The sequence below is a fragment of the Cytobacillus sp. Bva_UNVM-123 genome (assembly GCF_046351715.2).
In the GTDB taxonomy this organism is placed as follows: domain Bacteria; phylum Bacillota; class Bacilli; order Bacillales; family Cytobacillaceae; genus Cytobacillus.
Genome location: NZ_CM177772.1, coordinates 3,651,723 through 3,668,746, shown reverse-complemented (window position 1 = coordinate 3,668,746; position 17,024 = coordinate 3,651,723). Strand labels below are relative to the sequence as shown.

The following is a 17,024-nucleotide window of genomic DNA, read 5'->3' as shown; positions in this document are numbered from 1 at the left end:
CTGAAATGGTTAAACAGATGGGATTTGTTTTCAATATCGATCTTTGTATTGGCTGTAAAGCATGTGAAATAGCTTGTCGAAATGAAAATCAAACAGCGGTTAGATGGCGCAGGGTTTCACATTTAACGGATGAAACATTTCTTTCCATTTCATGTAATCATTGCAGCAGTCCAGAGTGCTTTCGAGTGTGTCCAGAAAATGCTTTTACAAAAAGGGGAGATGGGATTGTACAAATCAATTCTGACCTTTGTACAGGCTGTGGTTTATGTATAACGGCTTGTCCATTTGATGTGCCACAGTTCGATCCTGAACTACACAAGGTTAGCAAATGCCAAATGTGTTATCCGCGTCAAGATAAGGGGTTGCTTCCTGCTTGTGTTGAAGCTTGTTCAACTGAGGCGTTAGAACTGGAAAACTTAAATGACTTTTTTAATAAGGAAGCAGTTGATACGATTGCAGGTTTTCCAGATATTCGTTTAACAGAGCCTTCGATCGTCTTTTATCCTGCAAAAAAGCGGCAAAGATTTTTCTTGAATTAAAAATGAAAAAATGCGGTTTGATTGCGCATTTTTTCATTTTCATTTTTATTTATTATTCATGTATTTCTTTTTATACAGTTGCTTAGCTTTTTCAGTATTAGCAAAATGCAGTTTTACAAAGGAAGGAAGAACTTCCAGTCCTTTTTCATGGATAAGGCGAGCCGCATTTTCATCGACTTTAGGGCCAGCACCTTTCGTTATCGTAAACCCTGCTTCCTTGTTTAAATGCTCAAAATGTTGGATAAATGCATAACGCGCTAGGATTGAAGCTGCTGCTACGGCTAAGTGGATGCTTTCAGCCTTCGTACTGAAAAAAACATTGTTTTGCTGTACGACAGCTTCATTTTTTAAATGCTGGAAGTATGTCTCCTTCTTAGTAAATTCATCAATTAATATGCCTTCAGGTATTTCCGGGGCAATTTTGTTTAGAACATGACCGATTGCTTGATTGTGTAATAATGCCTTCATTTTTCCTTGTGACATTCCCTTTTTTTGAAGCATATTGTATTTATCATTATGTAAAGTTAATAGACTATAAGGAATTATGTTTTTAATTTGTTTGGCAATTTTTGTAATTTTGTCATCTTTTAAATTTTTTGAATCTTGAACGCCAAGCTCTTTTAATAATGGAATTTGATTGCTTTTAACATAAGCAGCAACAACAGTAATCGGGCCGAAATAATCTCCAGTTCCAACTTCATCAGACCCGATGATGGAAAGCGAGCTAATATTTTCTGGCAAGGATGCGTTTGTCTGTTTTTGAATTATTTTATTAGAATGCTCTTTAGTATCTCCCCATTTACTTGCTTCACCCGAACAATCGCTCCCTTGGAATAGAACTTTTCCAGATTTATAGGCCGTGATTTGGCATGTTGGTGTTTTTGCCGTAAAAACTCCCCCGGGAGGAATCTTTTCAGAAAGATAAGGATGATAATACATTTTCATTTCTTCGATTTCAGTTTGTGATTTCACAAGTACTACATTGCTCATTTATATCCTACTCCTCTTTTATTTCTTCGATTTTATTTTTATTAAGTTTAGACGCACGAGAATGTTCGTGTTATGATATTGATTAGGATTCTAGAAGAATGGGGGCACAGATGTTGGCAAATACACAAAAAAAACGAACAACTGTTGATATTTATGGACAGCAATATATCATAATTGGCACTGAAAGCCAAAGCCAAATTCGCCTAGTAGCCTCAATGGTTGATGAAAAAATGCGTGAGATTAGCTCAAAGAATCCATATCTCGATAGTGGTAAATTAGCTGTATTAACAGCAGTTAATGTCGTTAATGATTATCTTAAGGCTTTAGATGAAGTTGAACGGCTTGAAAACGAATTAAAAAGAGTAAAGGACTGAACAAGTCATGCTGGATCTTGCAATACTATTTATTTTAGTTTTAGGTTTTTTTGTAGGTTTAAAAAGAGGTTTCATTCTCCAATTAATCCATTTAACTGGATTTATTATTTCGTTTATTATTGCAAATATGTATTATCAAAAGCTCGCTCCAAAGCTTACATTATGGATTCCGTATCCAAATTTCGGGAATGATTCAACTATTCAAATGATTTTTGATCATGCAAATCTTGAAGATGCCTACTATCGCGCCATCGCCTTTGTCGTGATTTTTTTTGCTGTAAAAATTGTTCTCCAAATTATTGGTAGTATGCTTGACTTTGTCGCAAACCTGCCGATTTTAAAGCAGCTAAATATTTGGGCTGGTGGTATTTTAGGATTTATCGAAATCTATCTTATCATTTTTATTCTATTATATATAGCTGCTCTAGTACCAATAGATTCGCTCCAATCATTAATGAATGATTCATTTATGGCAAAAGGGATAATAAATAATACGCCAATTCTTTCTGAGAAAATAAAAGAGATGTGGTTCGCATATGTAGCTTCATAACTTCTCTATTATGGAGAAGTTTTCTTTTTAACAAAAGGTATGATTTAATGGACAAAAGTAAAAAATTAGGCGGTGTTACCGATAGATATGAGTAAAAAGGATATCGTTCGACATTTGGAAACAATCGCAATTTATATGGAGTTAAAAGGAGAAAATCCTTTTAAAATAGCGGCATATCGCAAAGCAGCAGCCGCATTAGAAGCGACTGAAGATCAATTAGTTGAGCTCTCCGATTTAACAAAGCTACAAGGAATCGGGAAGGGTACTGCAGCAGTTATTGAGGAATTTATGAAAGAAGGAAGCTCTGATGTTCTGAATGAACTGAAAGTTGAAGTACCGAAAGGATTAATTCCCCTCCTTCAATTACCAGGACTGGGTGGCAAAAAAATTGCCAAGCTGTATAAAGAGCTCGGCATTGAAAATGCTAAGGATTTGAAAGAGGCTTGTTTGAAGGGGAATGTACAAGCTCTTGCTGGGTTTGGCAAAAAGAGTGAAGAGAAAATTCTTGGTGCACTTGAAAATGCGAGAATGCGACCAGAGCGCCTTCCACTCAGCTTTATGCTTCCAATAGCTAAAGAGATTGAATCAGCACTTGCAAAAATTGCGGAAATTGAGAAGTTTTCCCGTGCAGGGAGCTTAAGAAGAATGCGTGAGACGATAAAGGATCTTGACTTTATTATCGCAACAAAGAATCCTGCTCATGTAAAAGAAAAGCTTCTAAAATTACCTAGGATTAAAGAAGTTATCGCTGCCGGTGAAACAAAGGTTTCTATCGTCCTTGAACATAACTATGATATATCTGTAGATTTTCGCCTTGTGAGGCCTCAGGAGTTTGCTACAACACTTCACCATTTCACAGGTTCTAAAGAGCATAATGTAAAAATGCGACAGTTAGCAAAAGAACGTGGAGAAAAAATTAGTGAATACGGTGTAGAAAACATCGAAACAGGCAAAGTTATAACCTTTGAATCTGAAGCGCCATTTTATGCTCATTTTGGTCTTCCATTGATTCCTCCTGAAATGAGGGAAGACGGGAAAGAAGTGGAGGAATTCACTCCTGAAATGGATTTAATCTCGCTTGAAGATATTCAAGGAGACTTACACATGCATACAACATGGAGTGATGGTGCATCTTCAATTGAGGACATGGTTGAAGCCTGTAGAGAAAAAGGATATAAGTATATGGCGATAACAGATCACTCCCAATATTTAACTGTTGCGAATGGGCTGACTCCAGAGAGACTAAGGCAACAAAAAGAAGAAATTAGACGTTTGAATGAGCGATATGATGATATTACGATATTATCAGGTGTCGAAATGGATATTTTACCTGATGGGACTTTAGATTATGAGGATGAATTACTTGCTGAAATGGATATCGTCATTGCCTCCATTCACTCTGCTTTTTCACAACCAAAAGAAAAAATAATGTCAAGATTGAAAACAGCGTTACAGAACCCTCATGTAGATATTATAGCCCATCCAACTGGAAGAAAAATTGGCATTCGAGATGGGTATGAAGTGGATATCAATATGTTAATTGAGCTAGCAAAGGAAACAAATACAGCATTGGAGTTAAATGCAAATCCCAATCGTCTTGACTTAAGCGCCCAACATATTCGCCAAGCACAAGAGGCAGGTGTAAAGATCGTTATTAATACAGATGCTCATAAAAGATCGACACTTCATCATATGTCCATTGGTGTTTCAGTTGCTAAAAAAGGATGGATTAAGAAAGACACTGTTATAAATGCACTGAATACAGAAGAATTATTCGATTTTTTACAACATAAAAAATAAGCTTCAAATACTTCGTTATGAGGCTTTATGTATTTTGAAAAGGAGGTCTATCCTCATGCAGGAACGAATTTTTAAAGTTCTTGAATTCAATAAAGTGAAGGAACAATTACTTGAGCATGTTTCTTCCTCATTAGGAAAAAGAAAAGCAGAAGCGCTTTTGCCATCTGTCGACTTTGCAGAAGTTGAGCGATTGCAGGAGGAAACAGATGAAGCAGCGAAAGTACTGCGGATAAAAGGTAATGTACCATTAGGGGGAATTTTTGATATTCGTCCTAATGTAAAAAGGGCAACGATAGGTGGAATGTTAAGTCCACATGAGCTAAATGAAATCTCAAGCACAATCCATGTAAGCAGACAAATAAAAAGATTCATTGAAGAGTTTAATGTTGAAGAGAGCCATCTTCCCATTTTAGTAGATTATGCGGGACGAATTGTCGTATTGGCAGATTTAGAAACAGTAATAAAAAATGCTGTTGATGATAATGGTGAAATACTTGATAGTGCAAGTGATACACTTCGGTCTTTGCGCAATCAGTTAAGGACAAAGGAATCACGTGTAAGAGAACGACTAGAAAGTATGATTCGTTCATCAAATGCACAAAAAATGCTTTCTGATGCCATTATAACAATTCGTAATGAACGTTTTGTCATTCCTGTTAAACAAGAATATAAAGGACATTACGGAGGAATTATCCATGATCAGAGTTCATCAGGTCAAACATTATTTATTGAACCACAGTCGATTGTCCAATTAAATAATGAACTTCAAGATATTCGTGTGAAAGAGCAGCAGGAAGTTGAAAGAATTTTAATTGCGTTAACGGAGCGAGTTGCTGAAGAGAGTGAAGTACTCGAAATCATTGTCGCCATTTTGGCGGAAATTGATTTCATGTTTGCGAAGGCACGCTACAGTAAGCGAATAAAAGCCTCAAAACCGAAAGTAAATAACGAGGGAAGAATCGCTTTATTCAAAGCAAGACATCCTCTTATTCCAGCTCATGAAGTTGTCGCGAATGATGTTGCATTAGGCAAGGATTTTCGAACGATAGTCATTACTGGCCCAAATACAGGTGGAAAAACGGTTACATTAAAAACAGTTGGTTTATGTACGTTAATGGCACAGGCTGGTTTACAAATTCCTGCACTTGATGGTTCTGAAGTGGCCGTTTTTGATGCCGTATATGCAGATATCGGGGATGAACAATCGATTGAGCAGAGCTTAAGTACATTTTCTTCACATATGGTTAATATTGTAGAAATTCTTAATAAGGTTGATTTTAATAGTCTTGTACTTTTTGATGAGCTCGGTGCTGGGACAGATCCACAAGAAGGTGCAGCTTTAGCGATCTCAATCCTTGATGAGGTTAATAAACGTGGTGCACGAGTTATTGCTACAACCCACTACCCTGAATTAAAGGCCTATGGATATAATCGAGAAGGAGTCGTAAATGCGAGTGTCGAATTTAATATTGAAACATTGAGTCCAACTTATAAGCTTTTAATAGGTGTTCCAGGAAGAAGTAATGCTTTTGAAATATCAAAACGACTCGGATTGAATGAAAATGTTATTTCTACAGCCCGTACTTATATAAGTGCGGATAACAATCAGGTTGAAAATATGATTGCATCGTTAGAAGAAAGTAAACGATTAGCTGAAGCCGAACTTGAGGAAGCAAATGATTTTTTAAAAAATGCTGAAAGGCTTCATAAAGATTTACAAAAGCAAATGATCGAATATTATGAGAAAAAAGAGACTTTAGAAGAAAAAGCAGCTGAGAAGGCTAAGGTTATTATCGAAAAAGCGAAGGCGGAAGCAGAAGAAATTATCCGTGATTTAAGAAAAATGCAAGTTGAAAAGGCAGCCGAGATTAAAGAGCATGAAATTATTGAGGCTAAGAGACGTTTAGAAGATGCGACACCAAAAGTGAAAAAATCGAAAAAGGCAAACCTTATGAAAGCAAAGCATGTTTTCAAAAAAGGGGATGAAGTGAAAGTTATTACCTTTGATCAGAAAGGGCATCTCATTGAAAAAGCTTCTGAACACGAATGGCATGTTCAAATAGGTATCATGAAAATGAAAGTCGCTGAAAAGGATTTAGAATTTATAAAGAGTCCAAAACCTAAGGAAACAAGGCCGATTGCCACTGTTAAAGGGAAAGACTTCCATGTTAATCTTGAATTAGACCTTCGAGGAGAGCGTTATGAAAATGCATTACTTCGGGTCGAAAAATATATTGATGATGCACTTCTTGCGGCTTATCCACGTGTTTCAATTATTCATGGGAAAGGTACAGGGGCATTAAGGCAAGGTGTACAGGAATATTTACGTAATCATCGTTCAGTAAAGAAAATTCGTTATGGGGATGCAGGTGAAGGTGGTACAGGTGTGACCATTGTCGAGTTTTAATTTTATGTAGTAATTTGTTCTTGGGTAATTTTGGGATATAGGTGGTGGGCAATAAATGAATGTATTTTGGGAGAATGAATTTGTGAAAACAGCGGGTTATTTTAGTGTTGTTATTCTTTGTATGGTTGTATTCCTCGCTGTTTTTGAGTTGGTAACAAAATATAAAAATTGGGAAGAAATAAAAAAGGGGAATTTGGCAGTAGCAATGGCTACTGGTGGGAAGATCTTTGGAATTGCCAATATTTTTAGACACTCTATCATGCATAATGATACATTGTTAACGATGATAAGCTGGGGAGTATATGGCTTTATTTTATTGCTTGTTGCTTATTTTATATTCGAATTTCTTACGCCAAAATTTAAAGTTGATGAGGAAATCGAAAAAAATAATAAGGCTGTTGGCTTAATTTCAATGATAATTTCGATTGGCTTATCTTTTATTATTGGAGCTGGGTTATCTTAAGGAGTGATTTTTCGAATTGGAAAAACTAGCGAAAGTATTGTTTACTCTTTGTGGGGTATTTATTCTAATCGGTGCAATTTATTTACTGTTTTTCACATAAAATATTTCAAGAAAATCGCCATTTTTATGGCGATTTTTTTTGAAATCAGAATTATTATCATTGAAGTTGATTGAGTGCTGACCAAGGCGCTTGCGCTTTTCTGATTGAAAAGTACTATTCTAATTGTCATAAAATGGTCACTATATTATAATAAAAATGAACAATTATAATGTTCTGAATATTATTTACAAGAAGGAGGGAAACCATTGTTAGAAAATAAGCCATGGCTCGAAAAATATCCAGAAGAAATCCCCTCAACTTTGAATTATGAAAATCAACCAGTTCAGAATTATTTAACAAAAGTAGCAAAAGAAAACCCTAATAAAATTGCTATTCATTTTATGGGAAAGGAATTCACTTATAAAGAAGTGTATGATTCAGCCAAAAAGCTTGCGGGGTACTTACAAGAAATAGGCATTCAAAAAGGTGATAGGGTTGCAATTATGCTTCCTAACACACCACAGTCGGTCATTAGTTACTATGGGATTTTATATGCTGGAGGGATTGTCGTACAGACGAATCCACTTTATATGGAAAGGGAACTTGAATTCCAGATGAAGGATTCTGGAGCAAAAGCCATTATTGTGATGGATATTCTTTTTCCGCGGGTAACAAAAGTGATGCCTCAGACTGAATTGCAACATATTATTGTAACCGCTATCAAGGATTTTCTTCCATTTCCGAAAAACCTAGTATATCCATTTATTCAGAAGAAGCAATATGGGATTGTTGTAAATGTAAAACATGAAGGAAATAATCATTTATTAACTGAAATTTTGAAACAGCCGATGAGAAACCTAAAAGAGTTTGAGTTTGATTTTGAAGAGGATCTTGCATTGCTTCAATATACGGGTGGTACGACTGGGTTTCCAAAAGGAGTCATGCTGACCCATCGAAATCTTATCGCAAACGCGACCATGTGTGGCGCATGGCTTTATAAGGCGAAACCAGGCGAAGAGGTTGTATTAGGAATTCTGCCATTCTTCCATGTTTATGGGATGACAACTGTACTTATTCTATCTGTTATGCAGGGAAATAAAATGGTGTTGCTTCCGAAATTTGATGTGGAAACAACGTTAAAAACAATCCAAAAGCAGAGGCCAACCTTATTTCCAGGGGCTCCATCCATTTATATTGGGTTGTTGAATCATCCTGATTTGAAAAAATATGACTTATCCTCAATTGATTCATGTATTAGTGGATCTGCTGCTCTACCTGTTGAGGTTCAACAAAAATTTGAGAACGTAACAGGTGGAAAGTTAGTTGAGGGTTATGGATTAACGGAAACATCGCCTGTAACACATGCTAATTTTCTTTGGCATCTTCCTCCTGTAAAAGGAAGTATAGGTGTTCCATGGCCAGATACAGACGCAGCTATCTTCTCAATGGAAACGGGAAACCCTTTGCCACCAGGTGAGATTGGTGAAATAGGTGTGAAAGGTCCACAAGTAATGAAAGGATATTGGAATCGCCCTGAGGATACGTCCGAAACACTTAAGGATGGATGGCTATTAACAGGGGATCTCGGTTATATGGATGAAGATGGTTATTTTTATGTAGTAGACCGAAAAAAGGATATGATCATTGCTGGTGGATTTAATATTTATCCTCGAGAAATTGAAGAAGTATTGTATGAGCATCCTGCCGTTCAAGAAGTCGTTGCTGCTGGAATACCTGATCCTTATCGTGGAGAAACAGTTAAAGCCTATATCGTCTTTAAAGAAGGAATGACTGTAACAGAGCAAGAATTAAATGAATTTGCTAGAAAACATTTGGCTGCATTTAAAGTGCCAAGAGTATATGAAGTAAGAGATGAACTTCCAAAAACAGCAGTCGGAAAAATTTTGCGCAGAGTCCTCATTGATGAAGACAAAAAAAAAATAAATGATGATGAAAAAGAAAAACAGGCTTAATTTTAAAGACCTATTTCATTGGGTTCTTTATTTTTGAAAAAGAAAGCTTGTCTCAATATAGTGGCAAATGGCATAATGTTGTTAAATTCAAAAAATATTGCATAGCCTTTCTTGACAGAAAAGAGTTGTGATACTATTATAAAAATATGAATGATGATTCATTCATTGCTTGAAAATGAAAATGAATTTACATGTTCATTTTCATTTTTGTTTCTTATATTAGTAAAGGTATGCTCTTGAAAGGAGGGAACAGATTGAAAAGAAACAGACCAAAATATCGTCAAATCATTGATGCTGCAGTAATAGCTATTGCTGAGAATGGCTATCATCAAGCGCAAGTATCAAAGATTGCAAAGCAAGCTGGAGTTGCAGATGGCACCATTTATTTATACTTCAAAAACAAAGAAGATATTCTCATCTCCCTCTTTCAAGAAAAAATGGGTTATTTTGTTGAGAAAATTGAAGAAAAGATTGCAGGAAAAGAAACAGCCGCAGAGAAACTATTAATGATGGTAGAAACACACTTTACTATGCTGTCAGAAGATCGGTACTTAGCAATTGTTACGCAGTTAGAACTTAGACAATCGAATAAGGAACTTCGTCATAAAATTAACGATATTCTTAAAGGCTATCTTTCTGTTGTTGATAAAATATTATTAGAAGGGAAAGAAAATGGTGAGTTTTCACCGACCCTTGATATTCGATTAGCAAGACAAATGATTTTCGGCACGATGGATGAAACGGTTACATCGTGGGTAATGAATGATCAAAAGTATGATTTAACTGCATTAGCTAGTCCCGTTCATCAATTGCTTCTAAAAGGGTGTTCGTCTCAAAAGTAGGCAAAAGCAAAAGGGGGATGGAATTTGGAATATTTAAAATGGTCATATAATGAAATGGTTGCCACAATAACAATTGACAGACCTCCAGCAAATGCTCTTTCTTCAGGACTGTTGAAAGAGCTAACGATAGTGCTCAATGAAATTGAAGCAAATGACGAAATCAGAGTCATCTTAATTCATGGCGAAGGCCGCTTCTTTTCAGCTGGAGCTGATATTAAAGAATTTACGACCATTGATACGGGGAGTGAATTTACGAATCTTTCAACATATGGGCAAAATCTATTCGAAAGAATGGAGTTATTTCCGAAACCAATTATTGCTGCCATTCACGGTGCTGCTTTAGGCGGAGGATTAGAGCTTGCAATGGCTTGTCATTTTAGATTAGTAGCTGAAAATGCGAAACTAGGGTTACCTGAATTGCAATTAGGATTAATTCCAGGATTTGCTGGTACACAGCGCCTTCCGCGTTTAGTTGGAACAGCACGAGCAGCCGAAATGCTCTTTACGAGTGAACCGATTACAGGATTAGAAGCTGTTCAATTTGGACTAGCAAATCACGCATACCTCGAGACTGAGCTTTTAGAGAATGCCTATAAAATCGCCAAAAAAATTGCAAAGAAAAGCCCTGTTTCAATTAAAGCAACTATTGAACTATTAAACTATGCGAAAACAGAAAAATATTATGACGGTGTGAAAAAAGAAGCTAAGTTGTTTGGAGAAGTATTTGTTTCTAAAGATGGCAAAGAAGGCATCTCAGCATTTATCGAAAAAAGAGAACCAAAATTTACAGGAAACTAAATAGGACATAATCGCTTTTATTATCCAGCGATTGCGTCTAGCCCCTCGAGGTCATAAGCCAATCTGTCAAGAAGGTAAAAAGCAACCTTCTAGTCAGCTCGTCTTATGCTTGTCGGGGCTTGGCAAGACGAAATCGCTTTTAAATTAGGAGGGAAATCATGAACATTTTTGTTTTGATGAAAAGAACCTTTGATACGGAAGAAAAAATTTCGATTTCAGGCGGAAAAATTAGTGAAGACGGTGCTGAATTTATTATAAACCCTTATGATGAATATGCGATTGAAGAAGCCATTCAAGTACGTGATGCGCATGATGGGGAAATTACGGTTGTTTCTGTTGGAAATGAAGAAACAGAAAAACAGCTACGTACAGCACTTGCGATGGGTGCAGATAAAGCAGTCCTTATTAATACTGAAGATGATTTAGATTATGGTGATCAATTTACAACGGCAAAAATTCTTGCTGAATTTTTAAAAGACAAAGATGCAGATTTAATTATTGGCGGAAATGTAGCGATTGACGGTGGCTCTGGTCAAGTTGGGCCGCGTGTTGCCGAGCTTTTAAATATTCCTTACGTCACGACGATAACAAAGCTTGATATTGATGGAAGCAATGTGACGGTTGTTCGTGACGTAGAAGGGGATTCCGAAGTAATTGAAACAACATTACCTTTGCTAGTAACAGCGCAACAAGGATTAAATGAGCCGCGTTATCCTTCATTGCCAGGGATTATGAAGGCGAAGAAGAAACCGCTAGATGAATTAGAACTTGATGATTTAGACCTTGATGAGGACGATGTTGAAGCGAAAACGAAAACAATTGAAATATATCTTCCTCCTAAAAAAGAAGCTGGAAAAGTACTTGAAGGCGATATAGCAGCACAAGTAAAAGAATTAGTTCATCTTCTTCACACAGAAGCAAAAGTTGTCTAAGTGCATAATCTTAATGAAGAGTTTAAATAATGCGGGGGGTACCGAAAATGGCTAAAAAAATTGTAGTGCTAGGAGAAATTCGTGACGGATTATTACGTAATGTTTCCTTTGAAGCAATTTCAGCTGCAAAGACAGCTGCTGAAGGTGGAGAAGTTGTAGGTGTTTTAGTAGGTGATTCTGTAAATGCCTTAAGTAATGAATTAATCCATTATGGAGCGGATCGTGTCATTACTGTAGAACATGACACACTAAACCAGTATACAACTGACGGCTATACACAGGCACTGATGGCAGTCATTAATACTGAAAGTCCAGATGGTCTTATTATTGGACATACAGCTTTAGGCAAGGATTTAGCTCCAAAAATAGCTGCGAAATTAAATTCTGGTTTAATTTCTGATGTTACTAGCATAGAAGAAGCTGGGGGAAATTTAGTTTTTACTAGACCCATTTATTCTGGCAAAGCCTTTGAAAAGAAAATTGTGACAGACGGCTTAATCTTTGCGACTATTCGTCCGAATAATATTAGCCCATTAGAAAAAGATGAGTCAAGAACGGGAGAAGTCTCCGCTTTATCTGTGGAGATTAAAGATTTGCGAACAATTATTAAAGAAGTTGTTCGCAAGGCAAGTGAAGGGGTAGACCTTTCTGAAGCGAAGGTTGTCATTGCAGGTGGTCGTGGAGTAAAGAGTGAAGAAGGCTTTGAACCGTTGAAAGAGCTTGCGAAAGTATTAAATGGAGCAGTAGGTGCTTCGCGTGGTGCTTGTGACGCAGATTATTGCGATTATTCATTGCAGATTGGTCAAACTGGTAAGGTCGTTACACCAGATCTTTATATTGCATGTGGCATTTCAGGTGCAATTCAGCATCTTGCCGGAATGTCGAATTCTAAAGTAATTGTGGCAATTAATAAAGATCCAGAAGCTAATATTTTCAATGTGGCTGATTACGGAATTGTTGGCGACTTATTTGAAGTAGTACCTTTACTAATAGAAGAATTTAAAAAATTGAAAGTAAATGCATAATAACATGTGAGCGGCTGAGTATAGCCGCTCATTTTATAAGGTTGCAAAAGAATAGTTGTAGGGTTTACGGGGGAAATTACAAATGAAGCAAAATAATAGCAACAATAAATAAACGATGCTATACTGTCGTTATATATTTTAGTGAACTATTAGGAGGCATATATTATGGCTATAACACACGCTACAGATCAAACATTTGCAACTGAAACTGATTCAGGGGTTGTTCTTGTAGATTTTTGGGCTCCATGGTGTGGTCCTTGTAAAATGATCGCTCCCGTACTAGAGGATTTAGATGTTGAACTTGGAGAGAAAGTGAAAATCGTTAAAGTTGATGTCGATGAAAACCAAGAATCAGCAGGCAAATTTGGAGTTATGAGCATTCCTACTTTACTCGTACTTAAAGATGGTGAGGTTGTTGACAAAACTGTTGGCTTCCAACCTAAAGAAGCCCTTATGGAATTGCTATCAAAACATGTATAAATAATTTTTTTTCATTTATTAAATCCTCGGCTTTATTTAGGCCGAGGATTTTTGTATGATCATATTAAATGCTGAGGCGGCTCGCTCAGGGGCGACAAGCTTAAGGCGAGCTGGCGAGAAGGCTGTACTTTAGCCTTCTTGACAGATTGACTTAAGACCTCGAGCCCCTAGGCGCTGCAGCTGGATAAATAAATGCTGAGGCGGCTCGCTCAGAAAGGAACGCAGACTAAAATCACCACGTCCTGTGGCAACGTCTGCATGACCCACATCTTGTGGGCCTCAAGCATAAGGCGAGCTGGTTGTGCTTTCCTTTAAAGATGGAATATAGTAAGATTTTAAGCTCGGGCTTAACTAGACAACAAAAGGCTGAGGCACGGAGGTGAACGATTAATGAACGATATAATTAAAAATAAACTTCTTCTTTTGCCGGACCAACCTGGCTGTTATTTAATGAAGGATCGACAAGGAACCATTATTTATGTTGGGAAGGCAAAAATTTTAAAAAATAGGGTTAGGTCTTATTTTACCGGCTCACATGATGGAAAAACATTAAGGCTAGTAAATGAAATTGAAGACTTTGAATATATTGTCACTTCCTCCAATATGGAAGCATTGATTCTTGAAATGAATTTAATTAAAAAGCACGATCCGAAATATAATGTCATGCTGAAGGATGATAAAAGTTACCCGTTTATTAAAATAACAGCTGAAAGACATCCGCGTCTTATTACAACAAGAAAAGTAAAGAAAGATAAAGGAAAATATTTCGGTCCGTATCCAAATGTACAAGCAGCAAATGAAACAAAAAAACTACTAGACCGTATGTACCCATTAAGGAAATGTACAAATTTACCAAGTCGAGCATGTCTATATTATCATTTAGGTCAATGTCTTGGACCTTGTATTCAAGATGTAAGTGAAGATGTATATAAAAAAAATATCGATGAGATCATTCACTTTCTTAATGGTGGATATAAAGATATAAAAAAAGAACTAGTAGAAAAAATGACAGCAGCAGCTGAGGAACTTGATTTTGAAAGAGCAAAAGAATACCGCGATAAAATAGCCCATATAGAAACGACAATGGAAAAACAAAAAATTACGACAACCGACTTTACAGATCGAGATGTGTTCGGGTTTGCGTTTGATAAAGGATGGATGTGTGTTCAAGTTTTCTTTATTAGGCAAGGTAAACTAATTGAACGGGATGTATCTATTTTTCCAATCTATAATGAACCGGATGAGGAAATGCTAACGTTCTTAGGTCAATTCTATACGAAAACAAACCATTTTAAGCCACGCGAAATCCTCGTGCCAAATTCAATAAGTGCTGAAATGGCAGAGGAGCTTTTAAAAGTAAAAGTGTTAAAGCCTCAGCGTGGTCAGAAAAAGGATCTCGTTCAGCTTGCAACGAAAAATGCGAAAATTGCTTTGCAAGAGAAGTTTTCTCTTATTGAACGAGATGAGGAGCGAACGATTAAGGCAGTTGAAAATTTAGGGAAACAGATGGGAATTTATACCCCTCACCGGATTGAAGCTTTCGATAATTCTAATATACAAGGAACAGATCCAGTATCAGCAATGGTTGTCTTTATTGATGGAAAGGCCGAAAGAAAAGAGTACCGGAAGTATAAAATTAAGTCTGTTCAAGGTCCTGATGATTATGATTCAATGAGGGAAGTTGTGCGAAGAAGATATACACGTGTTCTTAAAGAAGATTTGCCACTTGCTGATCTCATTATTATTGATGGCGGAAAGGGACATGTAGAGGCGGTCCGAGATGTGCTTGAAAATGAATTAAATCTCGATATCCCCATTTCTGGACTCGTTAAGGATGAAAAGCACCGCACATCACAGCTATTATATGGAAACCCTTTAGAAATCATTCAGCTTGCCCGGAATAGCCAAGAGTTCTATCTACTACAAAGAATTCAAGATGAGGTTCACCGCTTTGCCATTACTTTCCACCGTGAGCTGCGTGGAAAAAATGCTTTTCAGTCTGTTCTTGATGATATCTCTGGGATTGGTGAAAAGCGGAAAAAACAATTGCTAAAAACTTTTGGCTCCGTCAAGAAAATGAAAGAGGCCACGCTTCAGGAGTTTAGGGATATTGGACTGCCTGAAAGAGTTGCGGATGCATTAATTAAAAAATTGCAAGAATAGTATTGTTGGAAAAATAACAATATGCTATAATTGCTGAAAATTAAATACACTTTAGAGAAATAAAGTGTTGTCCATCCTATTTTGGACTTCCGATCTAAAAGTGAAGGTAGAGGTGCAAACTTCAATAGTAAAAGCTTGGAGAAGAATGAGCTTCAATGAAAAGCTTTGAAAGGGAAAGTTTGCCGAAGTGGGGAAAGTCTCATCACTTTCTTTGCTGGTCTTGCATTTAATAAATGTAGGATTGTCAAGACAAAACACTGTCTTGGAGAGCTATCTCACTGTGTGCGTATTTTTAATACGTTTTTAAGCACAGCAATGAGATAGCCTCATTGCTGTTTTTTTGTTGTACAGGAATCTTTCCTCATTGATAAATCATTTAGAAAGAAGGGAAACTGTGGCATTAATTGTTCAGAAATATGGGGGAACCTCTGTAGGAAATGCAGAAAAAATTCAAAATGTTGCAAAGCGAATTATGGAGGAGAAAGATAAAGGAAATGATGTAATTGTTGTTGTCTCAGCAATGGGAAAATCGACAGATCAACTTGTTGATTTAGCAAAAGGAATTTCTGCAAATCCGAGCAAACGTGAAATGGACATGCTATTAACTACAGGTGAACAAATAACCATTTCCTTATTAGCGATGGCGTTAACTGAAAAAGGCTATCCGGCTGTTTCTCTAACTGGCTGGCAGGCAGGAATCAAGACAGAACCAGTCCACGGTAACGCAAGAATTATTGCTGTTGATACAAACAGAGTAACAAGAGAATTGAATGATGGAAAAATTGTTGTTGTTGCCGGTTTTCAAGGAATTACTGAGGACGGTTCCATCTCCACATTAGGACGCGGCGGCTCTGATACAACAGCCGTTGCTTTAGCAGCAGCCTTAAAAGCTGAGAAATGTGAAATTTATACAGATGTTACTGGCGTATACACGACTGACCCACGATATGTAAAGGATGCTAGAAAACTTTTGGCAGTTTCATATGATGAAATGCTTGAGCTTGCTCATTTAGGTGCAGGAGTTCTTCATCCGAGAGCTGTTGAGTTTGCTAAAAACTATCATATCCAGTTAGAGGTTCGTTCCAGTATAGAAAAAGAGTCTGGAACGATAATTGAGGAGGAAGTAAAGGTGGAACAAAATTTAGTTGTGCGTGGAGTAGCTTTCGAAAGCGATATAACGAGAGTGACTGTTCTAGGCCTGCCTGATTCATTAACAGGCCTTTCGGTTATCTTTTCAGAGCTTGCGAAAAATCAAATTAATGTAGACATTATCATTCAAAGTACTACAGCCGAACAAACAACGAATCTTTCTTTTTCAATCAAAAATGAAGATCTTGATGCAACAGTGAAAGTATTGGAAAACAGCAAGCATAAATTAAACTATGAACAAATTGAAACTGAATCAAAGCTTGCGAAAGTTTCGATTGTTGGTTCGGGAATGGTTTCGAATCCAGGGGTTGCAGCTGAAATGTTCGCCGTATTAGCTGCCCATCATATTTCCGTAAAGATGGTAAGTACTTCCGAAATTAAAGTTTCTACTGTAATTGAACAAGAAAAAATGATTCAGGCAGTTAAATCGCTACATGATGCTTTTGAACTAGCAAAGCTACAAGTGGAAGCGTGACACTTTATCGCTTCCTTATATAGA

Annotated in this window: 15 protein-coding genes and 1 riboswitch; of the genes, 14 read left to right on the top strand and 1 reads right to left on the bottom strand. The window is 36.9% G+C overall.

Going from position 1 to position 17,024, the window contains the following annotated elements; all coding sequences use genetic code 11:
• Window positions 1-5 precede the first annotated feature (5 nt).
• On the top strand, window positions 6-539 hold the full coding sequence (locus tag KDN24_RS18790; protein ID WP_409972828.1) for a 4Fe-4S dicluster domain-containing protein: 534 nt from the start codon (window positions 6-8) through the stop codon (window positions 537-539).
• A gap of 45 nt (window positions 540-584) precedes the next feature.
• On the opposite strand, the gene rnhC is transcribed toward KDN24_RS18790, so the two are convergent.
• Window positions 585-1,529: a ribonuclease HIII gene (gene rnhC / locus KDN24_RS18785; protein ID WP_491348110.1), complete on the bottom strand. Its 945-nt coding sequence runs from the start codon at window positions 1,527-1,529 to the stop codon at window positions 585-587.
• Window positions 1,530-1,639: 110 nt separating this feature from the next.
• Between rnhC and zapA the strand changes: the two genes are divergently transcribed.
• The 13 genes from zapA (at window position 1,640) to KDN24_RS18720 (ending at window position 17,000) form a co-directional block, all read left to right on the top strand.
• The gene (zapA, locus tag KDN24_RS18780) at window positions 1,640-1,903 is read left to right on the top strand and encodes a cell division protein ZapA (RefSeq protein ID WP_409972827.1); all 264 of its coding nucleotides are present in this window, start codon (window positions 1,640-1,642) and stop codon (window positions 1,901-1,903) included.
• Window positions 1,904-1,910: 7 nt separating this feature from the next.
• Window positions 1,911-2,453: a CvpA family protein gene (locus tag KDN24_RS18775; protein WP_409972826.1), complete on the top strand. Its 543-nt coding sequence runs from the start codon at window positions 1,911-1,913 to the stop codon at window positions 2,451-2,453.
• A gap of 87 nt (window positions 2,454-2,540) precedes the next feature.
• On the top strand, window positions 2,541-4,253 hold the full coding sequence (gene polX, locus KDN24_RS18770; RefSeq protein ID WP_409972825.1) for a DNA polymerase/3'-5' exonuclease PolX: 1,713 nt from the start codon (window positions 2,541-2,543) through the stop codon (window positions 4,251-4,253).
• Window positions 4,254-4,308: 55 nt separating this feature from the next.
• Entirely contained in the window at window positions 4,309-6,660 is a 2,352-nt protein-coding gene (locus KDN24_RS18765; protein WP_491348109.1) for an endonuclease MutS2, read from the top strand.
• A 55-nt stretch (window positions 6,661-6,715) separates the two neighbouring features.
• Window positions 6,716-7,123, top strand: a complete 408-nt coding sequence (locus KDN24_RS18760) for a DUF350 domain-containing protein (RefSeq protein WP_409972824.1) — start codon at window positions 6,716-6,718, stop codon at window positions 7,121-7,123.
• A gap of 306 nt (window positions 7,124-7,429) precedes the next feature.
• Window positions 7,430-9,136, top strand: coding sequence for a long-chain-fatty-acid--CoA ligase (locus tag KDN24_RS18755; RefSeq protein ID WP_409972823.1), 1,707 nt, complete (start codon window positions 7,430-7,432; stop codon window positions 9,134-9,136).
• A 254-nt stretch (window positions 9,137-9,390) separates the two neighbouring features.
• Window positions 9,391-9,978 carry a fatty acid metabolism transcriptional regulator FadR gene (gene fadR / locus KDN24_RS18750; protein ID WP_409972822.1) on the top strand — a complete coding sequence of 196 codons (588 nt, stop codon included), beginning with the start codon at window positions 9,391-9,393 and terminating at the stop codon, window positions 9,976-9,978.
• Window positions 9,979-10,002: 24 nt separating this feature from the next.
• Window positions 10,003-10,776 carry an enoyl-CoA hydratase gene (locus KDN24_RS18745; RefSeq protein WP_409972821.1) on the top strand — a complete coding sequence of 258 codons (774 nt, stop codon included), beginning with the start codon at window positions 10,003-10,005 and terminating at the stop codon, window positions 10,774-10,776.
• 158 nt (window positions 10,777-10,934) lie between these two features.
• Complete coding sequence (locus tag KDN24_RS18740; protein ID WP_409972820.1) at window positions 10,935-11,708, top strand: electron transfer flavoprotein subunit beta/FixA family protein; 774 nt, start codon at window positions 10,935-10,937, stop codon at window positions 11,706-11,708.
• Window positions 11,709-11,755: 47 nt separating this feature from the next.
• Window positions 11,756-12,733, top strand: a complete 978-nt coding sequence (locus tag KDN24_RS18735; protein ID WP_409972819.1) for an electron transfer flavoprotein subunit alpha/FixB family protein — start codon at window positions 11,756-11,758, stop codon at window positions 12,731-12,733.
• A gap of 165 nt (window positions 12,734-12,898) precedes the next feature.
• Complete coding sequence (gene trxA, locus KDN24_RS18730) at window positions 12,899-13,213, top strand: thioredoxin (RefSeq protein WP_409972818.1); 315 nt, start codon at window positions 12,899-12,901, stop codon at window positions 13,211-13,213.
• A gap of 390 nt (window positions 13,214-13,603) precedes the next feature.
• Window positions 13,604-15,376 (top strand): excinuclease ABC subunit UvrC, encoded by a 1,773-nt coding sequence (gene uvrC, locus KDN24_RS18725; protein WP_409972817.1) that lies wholly within the window; start codon window positions 13,604-13,606, stop codon window positions 15,374-15,376.
• 99 nt (window positions 15,377-15,475) lie between these two features.
• Window positions 15,476-15,657, top strand: a riboswitch (Lysine riboswitch).
• Window positions 15,658-15,770: 113 nt separating this feature from the next.
• Entirely contained in the window at window positions 15,771-17,000 is a 1,230-nt protein-coding gene (locus KDN24_RS18720; RefSeq protein ID WP_409972816.1) for an aspartate kinase, read from the top strand.
• Window positions 17,001-17,024: the final 24 nt, after the last annotated feature.

What these genes read in the sequence shown, in the direction of transcription:
- KDN24_RS18765 (WP_491348109.1), top strand. Translation starts at nt 4,309, where the DNA reads ATGCAGGAACGAATTTTTAAAGTTCTTGAATTCAATAAAGTGAAGGAA.
- zapA (WP_409972827.1), top strand. Translation starts at nt 1,640, where the DNA reads ATGTTGGCAAATACACAAAAAAAACGAACAACTGTTGATATTTATGGA.
- uvrC (WP_409972817.1), top strand. Translation starts at nt 13,604, where the DNA reads ATGAACGATATAATTAAAAATAAACTTCTTCTTTTGCCGGACCAACCT.
- KDN24_RS18790 (WP_409972828.1), top strand. Translation starts at nt 6, where the DNA reads ATGGTTAAACAGATGGGATTTGTTTTCAATATCGATCTTTGTATTGGC.
- KDN24_RS18760 (WP_409972824.1), top strand. Translation starts at nt 6,716, where the DNA reads ATGAATGTATTTTGGGAGAATGAATTTGTGAAAACAGCGGGTTATTTT.
- trxA (WP_409972818.1), top strand. Translation starts at nt 12,899, where the DNA reads ATGGCTATAACACACGCTACAGATCAAACATTTGCAACTGAAACTGAT.
- KDN24_RS18775 (WP_409972826.1), top strand. Translation starts at nt 1,911, where the DNA reads ATGCTGGATCTTGCAATACTATTTATTTTAGTTTTAGGTTTTTTTGTA.
- KDN24_RS18735 (WP_409972819.1), top strand. Translation starts at nt 11,756, where the DNA reads ATGGCTAAAAAAATTGTAGTGCTAGGAGAAATTCGTGACGGATTATTA.
- rnhC (WP_491348110.1), bottom strand. Translation starts at nt 1,529, where the DNA reads ATGAGCAATGTAGTACTTGTGAAATCACAAACTGAAATCGAAGAAATG.
- KDN24_RS18740 (WP_409972820.1), top strand. Translation starts at nt 10,935, where the DNA reads ATGAACATTTTTGTTTTGATGAAAAGAACCTTTGATACGGAAGAAAAA.
- polX (WP_409972825.1), top strand. Translation starts at nt 2,541, where the DNA reads ATGAGTAAAAAGGATATCGTTCGACATTTGGAAACAATCGCAATTTAT.